General features: G+C 56.8%; 14 protein-coding genes and 1 pseudogene. 8 read left to right on the top strand and 7 right to left on the bottom strand.

The genetic code is table 11. The features are described from left to right. Nucleotides 1-20 precede the first annotated feature (20 nt). Both AAHB66_RS03850 and AAHB66_RS03855 read right to left on the bottom strand, forming a co-directional pair. Complete coding sequence (locus AAHB66_RS03850; RefSeq protein ID WP_347115267.1) at nucleotides 21-815, bottom strand: DUF2950 family protein; 795 nt, start codon at nucleotides 813-815, stop codon at nucleotides 21-23. Between the two features lie 11 nt (nucleotides 816-826). Further along, nucleotides 827-2446 carry a DUF3300 domain-containing protein gene (locus AAHB66_RS03855; RefSeq protein WP_347115268.1) on the bottom strand — a complete coding sequence of 540 codons (1620 nt, stop codon included), beginning with the start codon at nucleotides 2444-2446 and terminating at the stop codon, nucleotides 827-829. Between the two features lie 891 nt (nucleotides 2447-3337). Here AAHB66_RS03855 and acnB point away from each other — a divergent pair. Next, nucleotides 3338-5935, top strand: a complete 2598-nt coding sequence (acnB, locus tag AAHB66_RS03860; RefSeq protein ID WP_347115269.1) for a bifunctional aconitate hydratase 2/2-methylisocitrate dehydratase — start codon at nucleotides 3338-3340, stop codon at nucleotides 5933-5935. Nucleotides 5936-6119: 184 nt separating this feature from the next. Further along, nucleotides 6120-6482 (top strand): protein YacL, encoded by a 363-nt coding sequence (yacL, locus tag AAHB66_RS03865; protein ID WP_106994266.1) that lies wholly within the window; start codon nucleotides 6120-6122, stop codon nucleotides 6480-6482. Between the two features lie 30 nt (nucleotides 6483-6512). Here yacL and speD read toward each other — a convergent pair whose 3' ends face one another. The 3 genes and pseudogenes from speD to AAHB66_RS03880 all read right to left on the bottom strand — a co-directional run bounded on the left by speD (nucleotide 6513) and on the right by AAHB66_RS03880 (nucleotide 8629). Beyond that, nucleotides 6513-7307, bottom strand: a complete 795-nt coding sequence (gene speD / locus AAHB66_RS03870; RefSeq protein ID WP_347116416.1) for an adenosylmethionine decarboxylase — start codon at nucleotides 7305-7307, stop codon at nucleotides 6513-6515. 15 nt (nucleotides 7308-7322) lie between these two features. Next, a pseudogene (gene speE, locus AAHB66_RS03875) lies at nucleotides 7323-8171 on the bottom strand (polyamine aminopropyltransferase); the annotation flags it as partial. 110 nt (nucleotides 8172-8281) lie between these two features. Next, entirely contained in the window at nucleotides 8282-8629 is a 348-nt protein-coding gene (locus AAHB66_RS03880) for a YacC family pilotin-like protein (protein ID WP_032616571.1), read from the bottom strand. Between the two features lie 145 nt (nucleotides 8630-8774). Here AAHB66_RS03880 and cueO point away from each other — a divergent pair, with 145 nt between their 5' ends. Continuing rightward, nucleotides 8775-10316: a multicopper oxidase CueO gene (gene cueO / locus AAHB66_RS03885; protein WP_347115270.1), complete on the top strand. Its 1542-nt coding sequence runs from the start codon at nucleotides 8775-8777 to the stop codon at nucleotides 10314-10316. Between the two features lie 131 nt (nucleotides 10317-10447). Here cueO and AAHB66_RS03890 read toward each other — a convergent pair whose 3' ends face one another. Further along, entirely contained in the window at nucleotides 10448-12835 is a 2388-nt protein-coding gene (locus AAHB66_RS03890; protein ID WP_347115271.1) for a glucose/quinate/shikimate family membrane-bound PQQ-dependent dehydrogenase, read from the bottom strand. 205 nt (nucleotides 12836-13040) lie between these two features. On the opposite strand from AAHB66_RS03890, the gene hpt reads away from it, so the two are divergent. Further along, nucleotides 13041-13577 (top strand): hypoxanthine phosphoribosyltransferase, encoded by a 537-nt coding sequence (gene hpt, locus AAHB66_RS03895; RefSeq protein WP_333851369.1) that lies wholly within the window; start codon nucleotides 13041-13043, stop codon nucleotides 13575-13577. Between the two features lie 97 nt (nucleotides 13578-13674). Here the strand turns inward: hpt and can are convergent, their stop codons facing one another. Next, the gene (can, locus tag AAHB66_RS03900) at nucleotides 13675-14337 is read right to left on the bottom strand and encodes a carbonate dehydratase (RefSeq protein WP_347115272.1); all 663 of its coding nucleotides are present in this window, start codon (nucleotides 14335-14337) and stop codon (nucleotides 13675-13677) included. Nucleotides 14338-14444: 107 nt separating this feature from the next. Between can and AAHB66_RS03905 the strand changes: the two genes are divergently transcribed. The 4 genes from AAHB66_RS03905 (at nucleotide 14445) to AAHB66_RS03920 (ending at nucleotide 17994) form a co-directional block, all read left to right on the top strand. Beyond that, nucleotides 14445-15371: an ABC transporter ATP-binding protein gene (locus AAHB66_RS03905; RefSeq protein WP_347115273.1), complete on the top strand. Its 927-nt coding sequence runs from the start codon at nucleotides 14445-14447 to the stop codon at nucleotides 15369-15371. Then, the gene (locus tag AAHB66_RS03910; RefSeq protein WP_106994273.1) at nucleotides 15368-16138 is read left to right on the top strand and encodes an ABC transporter permease; all 771 of its coding nucleotides are present in this window, start codon (nucleotides 15368-15370) and stop codon (nucleotides 16136-16138) included. Before AAHB66_RS03905 ends, AAHB66_RS03910 begins: the two co-directional genes overlap by 4 nt. A 105-nt stretch (nucleotides 16139-16243) precedes the next feature. Then, a complete protein-coding gene (locus tag AAHB66_RS03915; RefSeq protein WP_347115274.1) occupies nucleotides 16244-16684 on the top strand; it encodes a PTS sugar transporter subunit IIA in 441 nt (146 codons plus the stop codon). Between the two features lie 56 nt (nucleotides 16685-16740). Further along, nucleotides 16741-17994 (top strand): polysaccharide deacetylase family protein, encoded by a 1254-nt coding sequence (locus AAHB66_RS03920; RefSeq protein ID WP_347116417.1) that lies wholly within the window; start codon nucleotides 16741-16743, stop codon nucleotides 17992-17994.

Genomic DNA, 17994 nt, shown 5'->3' on the forward strand with positions numbered 1-17994 from the left:
TTTTTTTATCCTGCAAAAACCTACTGCGCGACAAGTTGCCAGCGATCGTCCGGGTTAAAGGACGGCATCGCTTTCGCGTCCTCCGCTGACTTCTCGCCCAGATTGGCCTGCCAGACCCGATCGTCGCCGTTAATCATAAAGCTCATCACCCCGGTCTCGCCGTAGATCACCGGCCAGGCGATCATCGCAAAGCCTGATTTATTGTCCGGCAGGATGCGGAAATGGTAGCCGTGATACCCCTGACCTGGCTCTTTCGGGCTGAAGGCCGGGCCGAGCGGGCTGGGCGTTTCACCGGGTTTCACCGGCCAGTAGAGTCCATCTTTTTTACCCTCGCTGCTGACAATTTTCTGCGCATACTGGGTTGTGAGGGCGTAATAGCTCTCCTGTGCATCCACGTAGGCGTGCAGCGCCTCGATGGCAGCCAGCTCATTGCGGCCCACTTCGCGGTTGAGGATCTCCTCTTTGGCTTCCTGCATATCGAACTGCCAGCCCTCGGCGCGTTTCACCACCGGAATTGGCAACTGCCAGTGGTACTCGCCCACGGTGAGCCAGGCCATATCGCCGTCGATCACCGTGTTATGGTTCACCTGCCAGTCGCGCTTGAAGCGATCCACCGCTTCTGGATCAACGCCGTCGGAGGGTAAAAAGGTGCGCCAGTCCTCACCGAGCAGGTTGCCCAGTTCCTTGTCGTTCTGCTCGTTGATGGCTTTCGCCAGCGCATCGGTCGCCTGTTCGGGCGTGCTGAAATGCTGTTGGGCAAAGACACCGGTCGATACCATGAACAACATCATTCCGCTGAGTAATTTACTTTTCATTGTCGTCTCCCTTAACGATGACGTAATTCACGGTGTTCACCGCCGCCCCGGCGTTCAGACATCTGGGCTCGGCCGCCGCTGCGCTGTTCGAGGTTGCGGGTCGACTGCTGACGGCTTTGCATCCCACGCTGCTGCTGCGCCTGCCAGTTGGCCGAGCGGCTGTCGTTGCCGCTGAGGGCGTTGGCCCGCTGGTGCGTCTGCGTGGATCGCTGCCGGGTCTGCTCGGTACGCTGCTGCGGCTGTGCCTTGCGGGTGGTCTCCTGACGTGCCGCCGTACGCTGGGTATCGCGCTGGGTATTGTTTGCCTTTTTTGTCGTTTGCGGGCGATCGTTGTCGTATCCCCGGTAGTTATTGCGTTGGGAGATTTGATTCAGCTGCTGGTTTGCCGCCTGACGCTGCCCGTCACGGGTGACCGGACGCGCGGTCTGGGAGAGGTTTTTGCCCGTTGAGCGCTCCATCTGGCTCATTGCTGCCTGGCGCTGAGCGTCGCGGTTGACGGTCCCTTGTGGTGTCGTGAGGCTGGCGTTAGCGGTCCGGCGCACTGCGGTGTTGTTCTGCGGATAGCGGTTATTCAACTGGCTGGTGGCGTAGGGTACGCCGCCGCGATAGGCCGGATTATGCTGCCAGCCGCGGTTGGCATCGGTCAGACGCTCACCGCTGATCTTATTGAAGTTGTCCACGTTGATATTGATGTTGTTATCGCCGTTACGTGAATATCCGCCGTGATGATCCCCGTCATGATGGTCATGATCCCAGTCGTCATCGTCATCCCAGTCGATATTGCTGAAGATGGCGTAAGTCGTGGCGACCCCGAGGCTGAAGCCCAGCCCTTTGACCAGGCTGTCGGTGAACTGCTCCCCCGGAGGCGGTGGCAAATAGACCGGCGGATAGCTGGTATTAGGCCAGGTACCGTAAACCGTGCTGGGGTTGTAGGTCGGGACATACACCACCTGCGGATCCGCGGATTCAATCTTGATCACCGTCGGGGCAGGAGTTGATGTCGACGTTGAGGTTGAGGTTGAAGTTGAGGTCGAAGTAGAGGCTTTTGGCGGTTCGGTTTTCGCCACCGTGGTCACCGTCTGTTGCGGCGTGGACTGCAGCGCGCCGGTCTGTTGCGCCAGCAGACGTAAGCGCTGAACGGAGTCCATCACATCCTTCGGCTGGGCAAGAAACGCGTCGCCCAGATTCTGCACCCACGGCGGGTTTTCCCCCATCAGCGACATCAGCTGTGGGAAGGCGACCAGCGATTTGACGCTCGGATCCCAGGGCTGCCCCGCCACGGCCTGAACCGCCGCATCCCCCTGCATCTTCGGATTGTCCCGCGACCACTGGGCTGCCTGGATCACGTTCGCCGGATAGGTGGCGGCCATCAAAACCTGCGACAGCAGTGCGTCCGGATAGAGGGCCACCGGGGCGACCCACTGATCGATTTGCGCTGCGGTGTAGGCCACCGGCACCTGAGGCGCTGCCGCCGGAGCGGTTTGCGCTGTCGGCGCGGGCTGCATGGCAGGTGTTGGTGGCTGAGTGATGGTATCCGTTGCGCGGCTATTAACGTACACAACGCCAGATGCGGCTAATAGCCCGGCGCTACATATGAGAGCAAGCAGATGAGGCTTAAGAGGCAACTTCATAATAAGACTCCGACGAGAGCGAGGCCGTAAGGCGTTTACGTTGCCGCGAGTATATGCACCCGGGTATTACTTTTTTTGACTTAAACTGGGAACTGTCCCGAATGGCCGGATAAAGAGTGTGAGCAATTATTACACAGATTATATCCGATTGTGCAAAAGCCGTTGGGGTATTCAAATGGCCGCTCTTGCGAGCGGCCAGTAGCTAGTTGCCGAGGTTAATCACAAACAGCACTGTGATGTCGGATATGCTCCAGCCACCGTGTAGTGCCGTCAGCAGTAAACCGATCACAACGATCAGCGTATAGAATCGCATCTCCATTGCGAGCGTTCCTTTGCAGGCTACGCGGGTTCATTCTTCACCGGGAAAGGCAGAACCAGGCAAATAAGTGTATTGCCGCGTAGGTTACTGAACTGCTCCCGGGCCCGGTGACTGGTTGCTACACCAGCGAAGCAGGCCGGGAGCAACAGTATTACAGTCGCTACAGGCTGAGAAGGATGGAAACGCAGTTACATCCTTTTTCATTCGATACTGGATGGCGGCTCGTAAAAGCTAAACAGGGGCTTGCAGATTTACTGCCTCAGGAGCATTATTTGTGTCGAGTGTATTGCCGCAAATCTGCCAACCCGGTGTGCTACCACCGCAAGGCAACAAAATAACCGCTTAAGGGCGGTTTTTTTGTGTCCAAAATTCTTCCCGCCTCGCCGCTATACCATGCTTAACGATTCAGCAAACAATTTAATGTTGCTTTTTTTGTAAACGGATTAACACTGTGTGAAAATCCTGCTATGCTGCCCGACGCGGTATCGGGCATTTACCCTACAAACTGCTGTCTCACAGGAGCGTGAAGAGAACGCCGGCCGCATATGACAATGAGAGCGAGGAGAACCGTCGTGCTAGAAGAATACCGTAAGCACGTAGCAGAACGTGCCGCCGAGGGGATTGTACCGAAACCCTTAGATGCTACCCAGATGGCTGGGCTCGTCGAGCTGCTGAAGAATCCGCCTAAAGGCGAAGAAGAATTCCTGTTAGATCTGTTGATCAACCGTGTACCGCCAGGCGTCGATGAAGCCGCCTACGTCAAAGCCGGTTTCCTTGCTGCGATTGCCAAAGGCGACGCAACCTCCCCACTGGTTACCCCTGAAAAAGCGATTGAACTGCTCGGCACCATGCAGGGTGGTTATAACATTCATCCGCTGATTGATGCGCTGGACAGCGACACGCTGGCACCGATTGCTGCCAAAGCCCTGTCCCATACGCTACTGATGTTCGATAACTTCTACGACGTAGAAGAGAAAGCGAAAGCGGGCAACAGCTACGCGAAGCAGGTCATGCAGTCCTGGGCTGATGCCGAATGGTTCCTGAGCCGGCCTGCGCTGGCGGAAAAAATGACCGTCACCGTCTTCAAAGTGACTGGCGAAACCAACACCGATGACCTCTCTCCGGCGCCGGATGCCTGGTCACGCCCGGATATCCCACTGCACGCCCTGGCGATGCTGAAAAACGCCCGTGAAGGCATTGAGCCGGATCAGCCGGGTGCCGTAGGCCCGATCAAACAGATCGAAGCGCTGCAGCAGAAAGGTTTCCCGCTGGCCTACGTTGGTGACGTGGTCGGTACCGGTTCTTCCCGTAAATCCGCGACCAACTCCGTGCTGTGGTTTATGGGCGATGATATCCCTCACGTGCCGAACAAGCGCGGCGGTGGTCTGTGCCTCGGTGGCAAAATTGCGCCTATCTTCTTCAACACCATGGAAGATGCTGGCGCACTGCCAATCGAAGTGGACGTGAATAACCTGAACATGGGCGACGTGATTGACGTTTACCCGTTCAAAGGCGAAGTGCGTAACCACGAAACCAACGAACTGCTGGCCAGCTTCGAGCTGAAAACCGACGTGCTGATCGACGAAGTGCGTGCCGGTGGCCGTATCCCGCTGATCATCGGCCGTGGCCTGACCACCAAAGCGCGTGAAGCGCTGGGTCTGCCGCACAGCGACGTATTCCGTCAGGCGAAAGACGTGGCCGAAAGCAACCGTGGTTACTCTCTGGCGCAGAAAATGGTTGGCCGCGCCTGCGGCGTAGCCGGTATCCGTCCGGGTGCCTACTGCGAGCCGAAGATGACCTCCGTGGGCTCTCAGGACACCACCGGTCCAATGACCCGTGACGAACTGAAAGACCTGGCGTGCCTGGGCTTCTCGTCTGACCTGGTGATGCAGTCCTTCTGCCATACCGCGGCCTATCCAAAGCCGGTTGACGTGACTACCCACCACACGCTGCCGGACTTCATCATGAACCGCGGCGGTGTCTCCCTGCGTCCGGGTGATGGCGTTATCCACTCCTGGCTGAACCGCATGCTGCTCCCGGATACAGTGGGTACCGGTGGTGACTCCCACACCCGTTTCCCGATTGGGATCTCCTTCCCGGCGGGCTCCGGCCTGGTGGCCTTTGCCGCTGCGACGGGCGTAATGCCGCTGGACATGCCGGAATCCGTGCTGGTGCGTTTCAAAGGCAAAATGCAGCCGGGCATCACCCTGCGTGACCTGGTGCATGCGATCCCGCTGTACGCGATCAAACAGGGTCTGCTGACCGTTGAGAAGAAAGGTAAGAAGAACATCTTCTCTGGCCGCATTCTCGAGATCGAAGGTCTGCCGGATCTGAAAGTGGAGCAGGCGTTCGAACTGACCGATGCCTCCGCTGAGCGTTCCGCTGCGGGCTGTACCATCAAGCTGAACCAGGCGCCGATCGAAGAGTATCTGACCTCCAACATCGTGCTGCTGAAGTGGATGATTGCTGAAGGCTACGGCGACCGTCGTACCCTGGAGCGTCGTATTCAGGGCATGGAGAAATGGCTGGCGGATCCACAGCTGCTGGAAGCCGATGCTGACGCAGAATACGCGGCAGTGATCGACATCGATCTGGCCGACATCAAAGAGCCAATCCTGTGTGCGCCGAACGATCCGGACGACGCGCGCCTGCTCTCTGACGTGCAGGGCGACAAGATTGACGAAGTGTTCATCGGCTCCTGCATGACCAACATCGGTCACTTCCGTGCTGCCGGTAAGCTGCTGGATACCCACAAAGGCCAGCTGCCGACCCGTCTGTGGGTGGCACCGCCAACCCGTATGGACGCGGCACAGCTGACCGAAGAGGGTTACTACAGCGTGTTCGGTAAGAGCGGGGCGCGTATCGAAATCCCTGGCTGTTCCCTGTGTATGGGTAACCAGGCGCGCGTGGCTGACGGTGCGACGGTGGTCTCCACCTCAACCCGTAACTTCCCGAACCGTTTAGGTACCGGGGCAAACGTCTACCTGGCCTCTGCGGAGCTGGCGGCGGTTGCGGCGCTGATTGGCAAACTGCCAACGCCGGAGGAGTATCAGACCTTCGTGGCGCAGGTAGATAAGACGGCGGTAGATACCTATCGCTATCTGAACTTCGACCAGCTGTCTCAGTACACCGAGAAGGCTGACGGGGTTATCTTCCAGACGGCAGTGTAAAACCCAACCCCTCACCCCCAGCCCCTCTCCCCAAAGGGGCGAGGGGGGGACCAGTTCCCTCTCCCCTTTGGGGAGAGGGTTAGGGTGAGGGGCTTTTTTTATTTTCATTCCTTCCACGCGTTCCGCTTTTTTTCTTCCTCGCTGCTGCGATAATTACTGCAAGGGCTTTGCAGAGGAAAATACTATGGATTACGAATTTCTGCGTGATATCACCGGGGTGGTGAAAGTGCGTATGTCGATGGGCCACGAAGTGGTCGGTCACTGGTTCAATGAGGAAGTGAAAGAGAACCTGAGCCTGCTCGATGAAGTGGAGCAGGCTGCGCGCACGGTAAAAGGCAGTGAACGATCCTGGCAACGCACCGGGCATGAATACACATTGTGGATGGATGGCGAAGAGGTGATGGTGCGCGCCAACCAGCTGGAGTTTTCCGGTGACGAGATGGAAGAGGGGATGAACTACTACGATGAAGAGAGCCTGTCACTGTGTGGCGTGGAGGACTTCCTTCAGGTGGTGGCGGCCTATCGCGATTTCATGAAGCAGAAGTAATATCCGGAGCGTCCCTGCTCCGTACGCATCTTATACGGCCGGAATGTTGCGGCCGTAGTAAATTTCGCGCATCTCTTTCCACAGCAGGTCAGTAATGACCTTGCGCTCATCTTCGCTTAAATCTTCCGGCCGGGTATGGAACATGTAGTGCTTCAGGTCGAACTCCTTCAGCAGCATCTTGGTATGGAAGATATTTTCCTGATAGACGTTTACATCCACCATGTCATACAGCGATTTCATATCGTCGGACATGAAGTTCTGAATCGAGTTAATTTCATGATCGATAAAGTGCTTCATGCCGTTGATATCACGGGTGAAACCACGCACGCGGTAATCGATAGTCACGATATCGGACTCGAGTTGATGAATTAAGTAATTCAGCGCGTTGAGGGGCGAAATCACACCGCAGGTCGATACTTCAATATCGGCACGGAAGGTACACAGCCCGCCTTCCGGATGACTCTCCGGGTAGGTGTGCACGCAGATATGGCTCTTATCGAGATGGGCTACCACCGCGTCCGGCAGCGGGCCGGGGCGCTCGGTGTGGTCGATAAGGGTGGGGTCAACCGGCTCCTCGCTGACCAGAATGGTGACGCTGGCGCCCTGGGGTTCATAATCCTGACGGGCAATGTTCAGGATATTGGCGCCGATAATGGAGCAGGTTTCTGACAGGATCTCGGTCAGTCGGTTGGCGTTATAGAGTTCATCGATATAGGCGATATAACCATCGCGCTCTTCCGCCGTTTTGACATAGCAGATATCGTAAATACAAAAACTCAGGCTTTTGGTCAGGTTGTTAAAGCCATGCAGTTTCAGCTTTTTCAATTCATTCACCCCCCTCAGAGCATCCTGCAAATATTGCGGTAAGGCAAAGGCTGCGGTATGGACGGCCGGATTGTAATAACGACAGGTTAAGTTTGCGTGCTGGAAGCGCGCCTGAATGATGCCGGTAGAGAGATGGCGCAGAGCTTCGTTATCCGTCGCCCAGGCAAAGGTCATCACGCCGCCGTAGTAGGTCGGGATCGCCGCCTGGTAGAAGCTCACATCGGTAAAGTAATGGCTCAGCTTACGGTGGCTGTCGATAGCCTCATCTTGCTGCAGGAAGCAGACGCCGTTCTGGGCGACAAAGACCCCGCCAGGGTTCAGGCAGCGTTTGCAGCCTTCATAGAACGCCGAGGTAAACAGACTTTCACCCGGCCCAATCGGATCGGTGCAATCGGAGATGATCACATCAAAGGTCTGCGTCGTCTGGTTAACAAAATTGACGCCGTCGTCGATCACCAACGTGAAACGCGGATCGTCGTAGCTTCCGGCATTGTGATTAGGCAGATACTGGCGGCAGAAGGAGACCACGCCAGCGTCGATCTCTACCATGGTGATGCTTTCAATGCTTTTGTGGCGGGAGACTTCGCGCAGCATGGCGCCGTCGCCGCCGCCGATGATCAGCACATGTTTCGCATTGCCGTGGGCCAGCAGCGGAACGTGGGTCATCATCTCATGATAAATGAATTCATCACGCTCGGTGGTTTGCACCACGCCATCCAGCGCCATCACCCGGCCAAAAGCCGCGTTTTCGAAAATGATCAGATCCTGATGATCGGTTTTCTCATGATAGAGCACGTTATCAATGGCAAAGTACTGTCCAAACTGGTCATGCAGCGTTTCATGCCACATTTTCTTTTCGGCCATGGGATGATACCTCCTTTGTTAACACCCGGTTAAAACGGGCGAAACATCATAGCTAACAATGACCGTGGTTGCACGGCCATCTGTTCAGCAATCGGGCATCGGGAGGGGAGTTACTTAACGTAGGCAAGCAGGCTCAGCGAATCGCGAGCCAGGGCTTTACATTTTTTTGCCGTGGGAATGCCGATGCCGCTGAGATCGCGGTAGCTGTCTTCACCGAGGGTTTTCATATCGAAACTGTCGTAGTTGCTCAGGTCCCACTGGTTCTGTTGAGCAAAGAAGACCAGCGCGCGACGAATCTGACCGTTAGGTAAATTCTGGTAGCCACAGTCGTTTTTCAGGAATACAAACACCGCCGTTAAATCCGCCATATCTTCGGCTTCATTTTCACTCAGCGCATAGCTGTTTGCGCAACTCATCATCAGGGTGCTGAACAGGATTGTTCGGAAAAACGTCTTCATTGCTTCTACCAATACGTCACGGAAATTCAACGTTAGCACACTTCCCGCCGGTGCGACGATCTTTATTATTTCCGCTTTTCTTGACCTTCCGGCAAGGGGAGGGTTTATGCTCATGACATCGACTGCTGCGAATAAGGAGATGAACATGCAACGCCGTGATTTTTTAAAATATTCTGCCGCACTGGGTGTCGCCAGTGCGCTACCGCTGTGGAGCCGTGCCGCTTTTGCGGCCGAGCGTCCCGTGCTGCCAATCCCCGGTTTACTCACCCCCGATGCGCGTAATCAGGTGAATCTGGTGGTACAGGCGGGCAAAACCACCTTTGGGCCACACAACGCCACCACCTGGGGCTACAACGGCAATCTGCTGGGCCCGGCCCTGCAGCTGCGCAAGGGAAAAGCGCTGACCGTTAACATCCACAACACCCTTAATGAAGAGACCACCGTCCACTGGCACGGTCTGGAAGTACCGGGCGAAGTAGATGGCGGCCCGCACGGCATCATTAAACCCGGCGGCCAGCGGACGGTGACCTTTACCCCGGAACAGCGGGCGGCAACCTGCTGGTTCCATCCTCATCAGCACGGTAAAACCGGGCATCAGGTGGCGATGGGGCTCGCCGGACTGGTACTGATTGAGGATGACGAAAGCCGTCTGCTGCGCCTGCCGAAGCAGTGGGGCATCGACGATGTGCCGGTGATCGTGCAGGACAAAAAATTCACCCCTGAGGGGCAAATTGACTATCAGCTGGATGTGATGAGCGCTGCGGTGGGCTGGTTTGGCGACACGCTGCTGACCAACGGCGCGCTTTACCCACAGCATAATGCCCCGAAAGGCTGGCTGCGCCTGCGTCTGCTCAACGGCTGTAATGCCCGCTCGCTTAACTTCGCCGCCAGCGATAAACGCCCGCTGTACGTGGTCGCCAGCGACGGAGGGCTGCTGGCGGAGCCGGTGAAGGTGACCGAGCTGCCGATGCTGATGGGCGAGCGTTTTGAGGTGCTGGTGGATATCAGCGACGGCAAGGCGTTTGACCTGGTGACTTTGCCGGTGGGCCAGATGGGGATGGCGGTGGCGCCGTTCGATAAGCCGCAGCCGGTGCTGCGCATTCAGCCGCTGCTGGTGACGGCTTCCGGCGAGCTGCCGGATACGCTGACCACCATGCCGGCTCTGCCGTCGCTGGAAGGGCTGACCCAGCGGAAGCTACAGCTGTCGATGGATCCGATGCTCGACATGATGGGCATGCAGGCTTTAATGAAGAAGTACGGTCATCAGGCCATGGCGGGTATGAATCACGGCCAGATGGATCACGGCAAAATGGGCGGGATGGATCACAGCATGCATGGGTTCGATTTCCGTAACGGCAACCGGATCAACGGTAAAGCCTTCGATATGCACACGCCGCAGTTCGCCGCAGCTAAAGGGCAGTATGAGCGTTGGGTGATTTCCGGGGAAGGGGACATGATGCTGCACCCGTTCCATATTCACGGCACCCAGTTCCGCATCCTGACAGAAAACGGCAAAGCGCCAGCGGTGCATCGCGCGGGCTGGAAGGATACGGTACGCGTTGAGGGCGGGGTAAGCGAGGTGTTAGTGAAGTTCGATCATGACGCGCCGAAAGAGTACGCCTATATGGCGCACTGCCATCTGCTGGAGCATGAAGATACGGGGATGATGCTCGGTTTTACAGTATAAAAAAAGCCCGGTGGCGCTACGCTTACCGGGCCTACGTGAGCACGGTGCGGCCTGATGCCCTCACCCTGGCCCTCTCCCACAGGGAGAGGGTACCAACACTAAAAACGGCAACTTTCGTTGCCGTTTTGCTTTTACTTCTCGTCAGGCAACGCATAGGCAACAATATAGTCGCCCATCTTCGTGCCAAACGAACCGTGACCACCCGCGGAGATCACCACAAACTGCTTACCATTGGCCTCATAGGTCATTGGCGTGGCTTGTCCACCCGCTGGCAGACGGCCCTGCCACAGTTTCTCACCGTTGCTCATGTTGTATGCGCGCAGGTAGTTATCGGCAGTCGCGCCAATAAACAGCACGTTACCGGCGGTGGAGATTGGGCCACCCAGCATCGGCATACCCATATTGAACGGCACTGGGATCGGCATCGGGAACGGCATGCTGTCCTGTGGCGTACCAATACGTTTTTTCCATACGACCTGATTGGTTTTCAGATCCAGCGCGGAGATATAACCCCAGGCAGGCTGTTTACACGGCAGGCCAAACGGAGAGAGGAACGGGTTCAGCGTCACGCCAAACGGCACGCCGTACTGCGGCTGAATACCGGACTCAGTACCCGTACCCTGCGCGTCTTTCGGCTGTTCCATCGGATTGCCCGGGCCGCGTGGGATCAGCTTAGAGACAAACGGCAGCGCCATCGGGTTGGCAATCGCCACCTGACGGTTCGGATCGACGGAGATGCCGCCCCATTCGAACATCCCCAGGTTACCCGGGAAGACCAGCGTGCCCTGCTCGGACGGTGGTGTGAAGATGCCCTCATAGCGCATCTGGTGGAACATCACGCGGCACACCAGCTGGTCAAACATAGTGGCGCCCCACATGTCTGCCCCGCTGAGATCTTTCTTCGGACGGAAGCTCAGATCCGAGAACGGCTGGGTTTTGGTGACGTAGTCGCCTTTCGCCGCGCCCTGCGGAACCGGTTTTTCCGGTGCCGGCACGACCAGCTGGCCATTACGACGATCCAGCACGAAGATATTACCGGTTTTCGCCGGGGCGTAGATCACCGGTACGGTCTGGCCGTTAACGGTGATATCAGCCAGCGTCGGCTGGGACGGCATATCCATATCCCACAGATCGTGGTGAACGGTCTGGTAGCTCCACGCCAGTTTACCGGTAGTGGCGTTCAGCGCCACGATGGAGCTGGCGTAACGCTCCTGCTCCGGCGTGCGGTTGCCACCCCAGATATCCGGCGTGGTCACGCCCATCGGCAGGTAGACCAGGTCCAGCTTCGCGTCATAGGCCGCAGGTGCCCAGGAGTTTGGTGAGTTGAAGGTGAAGGTGTGCTCATCCGACGGGATAGCGTTTGGATCTTTCGCACCCGGGTCAAAGGCCCACAGCAGTTTACCGGTATTGACGTCAAAACCACGGATCACACCGGAGGTTTCGCGGGTGGAGAAGTTATCCGTTACCGAACCGGCGATCACGATGGTTTTATCGGTGATGATCGGCGGTGAGGTCGGCTCATACAGACCCGGCGTTTGATCCGGCATGTTGGTCTGCAGATTCAGCACGCCTTTGTTGGCAAAGGTTTCGCACGGCTTGCCGGTCTCGGCGTTAAGCGCGAACAGACGACCATCGTTGACCGGCAGCATAATGCGGCGCGGACAGTCGGCAACCACCTCAGGGCTGGCGTTATCAGCGCGCGCTTCGTGGTAAGAGACGCCACGACAGGTCACGTGCTGGAAAGAGGGGGTAGAGTTGAGCTGCGGATCGAAGTGCCACTTCTCTTTACCGGTTGCCGCATCCAGCGCGAACAGACGCTGGTGTGCAGTGCACAGGTAGAGCATGTTGCCCACTTTGATCGGCGTGACTTCATTGGTCACTTCCCCGGAGTCATTCTCTCTTTTCAGGTCGCCGGTACGGAACACCCAGGCCTCTTTCAGTTTATGCACGTTATCGGCATTAATCTGCTTCAGCGGGGAGAAGCGTTGGCCCTCCTGATTACGACCGTAGGCAGGCCAGTCGGCATCGGCTACTTCGGAGATCGGTGCGGCAGGCGTGGCGTCGGCATTCAGGGTGCCTTTCACCTCCTGCGGATCGTTAAAGCCAGCCCAGGTCAGGATCCCGCCGCTGATCAGCAGCGCCACGACCAGCGCGGTGACCGCACCGCCGGAGCGCACGAACAGTCGACGCCAGACGAAGGGCAGGATCAGCCAGATACCGAAGAAGACCAGGATATCGCTGCGCGGGGTCAGGGCCCAGAAGTCGAAACCGACCTCCCAGACGCCCCAGATCATCGTGGCAAGCAGCAGGGCGGCATAAAGCCACAGTGCCGATTGTTTACTGCGCCATAACATCACGGCAACGCCCAGCATCACTACGCCAGCAATCGGGTAGTACCAGGAGCCGCCAATTGCTACCAGCCAGACGCCACCTATTAACAGGTAGAGCCCGCACAAGGCTGCGAACAGCGCTGTTAGCTTCACGAGTAACCGTGAATGTTGAACTTTTGTTTCCGCCATAAAAAGTACTCTTCAGGTTTGTTAATTTTTTGATAGCAATTAAGTATAGGACTTAACAAGTGTGATCGGAATCACAAATCTGGCTTTTATGAACAGATGCGCCAGGAGGATCTATTTGCTGGTATACTTCAGGGCTTATGTAGCGATGCCGGACGCGAAGCCATCGGCATTGAGAAATTCGTTATAAAAACATACGGTTAGTAAAATGAAACATACTGTTGAAGTGATGATCCCGGAAGCGGAGATCAAAGCGCGTATCGCCGAACTCGGTCGTCAGATCACCGAACACTATAAAGACAGCGGCAGCGAGATGGTGCTGGTGGGTCTGTTACGCGGTTCCTTCATGTTTATGGCCGATCTCTGCCGCGAAGTGCAGGTTTCCCATGAAGTCGATTTTATGACCGCCTCCAGCTATGGCAGCGGGATGTCGACCACTCGTGATGTGAAAATTCTCAAAGACCTGGATGAAGACATTCGCGGCAAAGATGTTCTGATTGTTGAAGACATCATCGACTCCGGCAACACCCTGTCGAAGGTGCGCGAAATTCTCAGCCTGCGTGGACCTAAATCGCTGGCGATCTGTACCCTGCTGGACAAACCTGAGCGCCGTGAAGTGCAGGTTCCCGTGGAGTATGTCGGTTTCTCGATTCCTGACGAATTCGTGGTGGGCTACGGTATTGACTACGCTCAGCGCTATCGCCATCTGCCGTATGTCGGCAAAGTGGTGCTGCTGGACGAGTAGATAGGTATTGCCCGGTGGCGCTACGCTTACCGGGCCTACGGATCGTGCTTTTGTAGGCCGGGTAAGGCGACGCCGCCACCCGGCTTTTTTTACGGGCTTATTTGTGATTATCGTGCTTCTGGGTCAGGTTAGAGACGCCCCGACGGTAACGCTGCTCCAGGGTTTCCCGGTTGGTGGCGGTCACTTCCAGATCGCGCAGCAGGCCATCGTGAATGCCGTACGCCCAGCCGTGGATCGTCACTTTCTGCCCGCGTTTCCAGGCCGACTGCATAATGGTGGAGTGGCCCAGGTTGTACACCTGCTCCATCACGTTCAGTTCACACAGGGTATCCAGGCGACGCTCCTGCGGCATTTGCCCCAGCAGTGAGCTATGTTTGAACCAGATATCACGAATGTGCAGCAGCCAGTTGTCGATCAGACCCAGCTCCGTGTTCTCGACCGCCGCCTGGACGCCGCCGCAGCCGTAGTGACCGCAAATAATGATGTGTTCCACTTCCAGCACGTCGACCGCATACTGCACCACGGACAGACAGTTCAGATCGGTGTGGATCACCAGGTTTGCGACGTTACGGTGAACAAAGAGTTCGCCCGGTTCGAGGCCAGTCAGACGTTCAGCGGGAACGCGGCTGTCGGAGCATCCAATCCACAGAAAGCGTGGTTTCTGCGCCTGTGACAGTTTCTCAAAAAATCCGGAATCTTCTTCCAGCAGCATCTTTGACCATAGTGCGTTATTGCTGATGAGTGTATCTATGTCATTCATGGAGATAAACGGCCTGTAACCGGGTTAATGCGTTGCGCTAATATAGGGCAACTCGATTTCTTTTAAAACAACACTTCGCGTGTCAGCACTATAGGTAACTCTATTTCATGACCATTGCACTGGAGCTCGAGCAGCTTAAAAAAACCTATCCGGGTGGTGTCCAGGCACTGCGCGGCATAGATCTTAAAGTCGAAGCCGGTGATTTTTATGCGCTTCTGGGGCCCAACGGGGCAGGTAAGTCCACCACCATCGGCATTATCAGCTCGCTGGTGAATAAATCCTCCGGCCACGTAAAGGTCTTCGGCTACGACCTGGAGAAGGACGTCGTGAACGCCAAGCGCCAGCTGGGGCTGGTGCCGCAGGAGTTCAACTTCAACCCGTTTGAGACCGTGCAGCAGATTGTGGTCAACCAGGCGGGCTATTACGGCGTGGAGCGCAAAGAGGCGGTTGAGCGCAGCGAAAAGTACCTCAAACAGCTCGATTTGTGGGAAAAACGCAACGAACGTGCGCGGATGCTGTCCGGCGGCATGAAGCGTCGCCTGATGATTGCCCGGGCGTTAATGCACGAGCCAAAACTGCTCATTCTGGATGAACCGACCGCCGGGGTGGATATCGAACTTCGCCGCTCAATGTGGGGCTTTTTGAAGGATTTAAACGACAAAGGCACCACCATCATTCTGACGACGCACTACCTTGAAGAGGCGGAGATGCTGTGCCGTAACATCGGCATTATTCAGCACGGTACGCTGGTAGAAAACACCTCGATGAAGAACCTGCTCTCCAAGCTGAAATCAGAAACCTTCATTCTCGATCTGGCGGCGAAAAGCGCGCTGCCTAAGCTGGAGGGGTATAACTATCGTCTGGTGGATACCTCTACGCTTGAAGTGGAAGTCCTGCGCGAGCAGGGGATCAACAGCGTCTTCAGCCAGCTGAGCCAGCAGGGGATTCAGGTATTAAGTATGCGTAACAAAGCCAACCGACTGGAAGAGCTGTTCGTCTCGCTGGTCCATGAGAAACAAGGAGATCGCGCATGATGCAGCTTTACTGGGTGGCGCTGAAAAGTATCTGGGCCAAAGAGATCAACCGCTTTATGCGCATCTGGATCCAGACCCTGGTGCCGCCGGTGATCACCATGACCCTCTACTTTATTATCTTCGGCAACCTGATTGGCTCGCGGATCGGTGAGATGCACGGCTTCACCTATATGCAGTTTATCGTGCCCGGCCTGATCATGATGGCAGTGATCACCAACGCCTACGCCAACGTGGCATCGTCGTTCTTCAGCGCCAAGTTCCAGCGCAACATTGAAGAGCTGCTGGTGGCCCCGGTGCCTACCCACGTGATCATCGCCGGCTACGTCGGCGGCGGGGTAGCGCGCGGCCTGTGCGTCGGCGTGCTGGTGACGGCGATTTCCCTGTTCTTTGTGCCGTTCCAGGTACACTCCTGGCTGTTTGTCGGCCTGACGCTGCTGCTGACGGCGGTGCTGTTCTCGCTGGCTGGCCTGCTGAATGCGGTATTCGCCAAAACCTTTGACGATATCAGCCTGATCCCGACCTTCGTCCTGACGCCGCTGACCTACCTCGGCGGGGTGTTCTACTCCCTGACGCTGCTGCCGCCGTTCTGGCAGGGGCTGTCACACCTGAACCCGATCGTCTATATGATCAGCGGCTTCCGCTTTGGCTTCCTCGGCATATCCGACGTGCCGCTGGTGACTACCGTCGGCGTGCTGGTGATCTTTATCGTGGCCTTCTATCTGCTGTGCTGGAACCTGATCCAGCGCGGACGCGGACTGCGCAGCTGATCCTCAGGCCCGGCGGCGTTCTGTTGCCGGGCCGGTTTATTGACCATCATCACCCCTTTACTTCCCCGACCCCGCTAGACTACCCCTTTCTGATGAGAGGTGACGATGCTGGGTTGGGTAATCACGTGCCATGATGAACATGCGCAGGAGATGGCGGAGAAGCTCGCCGTCCGCTTTGGGCCGCTGGTGCAGTGCAAGGTGGTCAATTTCTGGCGCGGATTAAGCGTCAATATGCTCAGCCGCATGCTGTGCGATGCCCAACATCATGTCGACAGCGGTGACGGGGTGATCTTCCTGACCGATATCTCCGGCGCGGCACCCTATCGCGCGGCGGCGCTGCTCAGCCACAAGCACGACAACTGCGAAGTCATCTCTGGGATTAGCTATCCATTGCTGGAGATGATGTATCCCCTACGGGAGTTGACCGACAGCATCGGCTTTCGCGACACCATCGTTGCCCGCGGTGCGCCAGAGGTCAGCAGCCTGTGGCATCAGCAGCAGAAAAACCCGCCCTTTGTCCTGCTCCATGGCCTGGAGAAATATTAAGCATTGGTATTACTGGCGCTTTTGTTACAATGGCGACAGTTTTTCGTACTGAATAAATCCCTATGCTCTCGCGTATTTTTTTCCTGCTTCTGCTGCTGGTCTCCGGCGGCGTGTCTGCCAGTCTGCTCAGTCAGCAAGGGCTCCCGTCCCGCTATATGCAAACCACCGAAGATGCCGCTATCTGGGCGCAGGTGGGTAATAAGGTCGTCACCGTCGGCAACGTACGCGCCGGGCAGATTATTGCGGTGGTGCCCACCGCGGCGGATTATTATGAGTTCCGCTTTGGCTTTGGCACCGGCTTTATCGACAAAGAGCATCTGGGCGAGGTGCAGGGAAAGCAGCGCGTGGAGGACAGCCTCGGCGATCTGAACAAGCCGCTCAGCAACCAGAATCTGATCACCTGGAAGGATACGCCGGTCTACAACGCCCCCAATGCCGGCAGCGCGCCGTTCGGCACCCTGGCGGACAACCTGCGTTATCCCATCCTCAGCAAGCTGAAGGATCGGCTTAATCAGACCTGGTACCAGATCCGCATCGCCAACCGCCTGGCATGGGTCAGCAGCCTGGATGCGCAGGAGGATAACGGCCTGCCGGTGCTGACCTATCACCATATCCTCCGCGATGAAGAGAACACCCGCTATCGCCATACCTCAACCACCACCAGCGTGCGTGCCTTCAATAACCAGATGGCCTGGCTGCGCGATCGGGGCTACACCACCCTGACCCTGTATCAGCTGGAAGGCTACGTGCGTAACAAGATGAACCTGCCGGCGCGCGCGGTGGCGATCACCTTTGACGACGGCCTGAAGTCGGTCAGCCGCTATGCCTGGCCGATCCTGAAGCAGTACGGTTTTCACGCCACGGCGTTCATTATTTCCTCGCGGATCAAAGCCCATCCGCTGAAATGGGATCCAAAAACGCTGCAGTTTATGAGCATTTCCGAGCTGCGGGAGATCCAGGACGTGTTTGACGTGCAGTCGCATACCCACTTCCTGCACAGAGTGGATGCCAATCGCCACCCGATCCTGCTGAGCCGCAGCTATCAGAACGTGTTAATGGATTTCAAACACTCCCGCCGCGCGCTGGCGCAGTTTAACCCGCACGTGCTCTATCTCTCATACCCGTTCGGCGGCTATAACGATATCGCGGTGAAAGCGGCTAACGACGCAGGGTTTCACCTGGCGGTGACCACGGTGAAGGGGAAGGTAAAACCGGGGGATAATCCATTCCTGCTGAAGCGCTTATACGTTCTCAGGACGGACTCGTTAGAGACGATGTCGCGGCTGATCAGTAATCAGCCGCAAGGATAA

The sequence above is a fragment of the Leclercia sp. S52 genome (assembly GCF_039727615.1).
GTDB classification, from domain to species: domain Bacteria; phylum Pseudomonadota; class Gammaproteobacteria; order Enterobacterales; family Enterobacteriaceae; genus Enterobacter; species Enterobacter adecarboxylatus_B.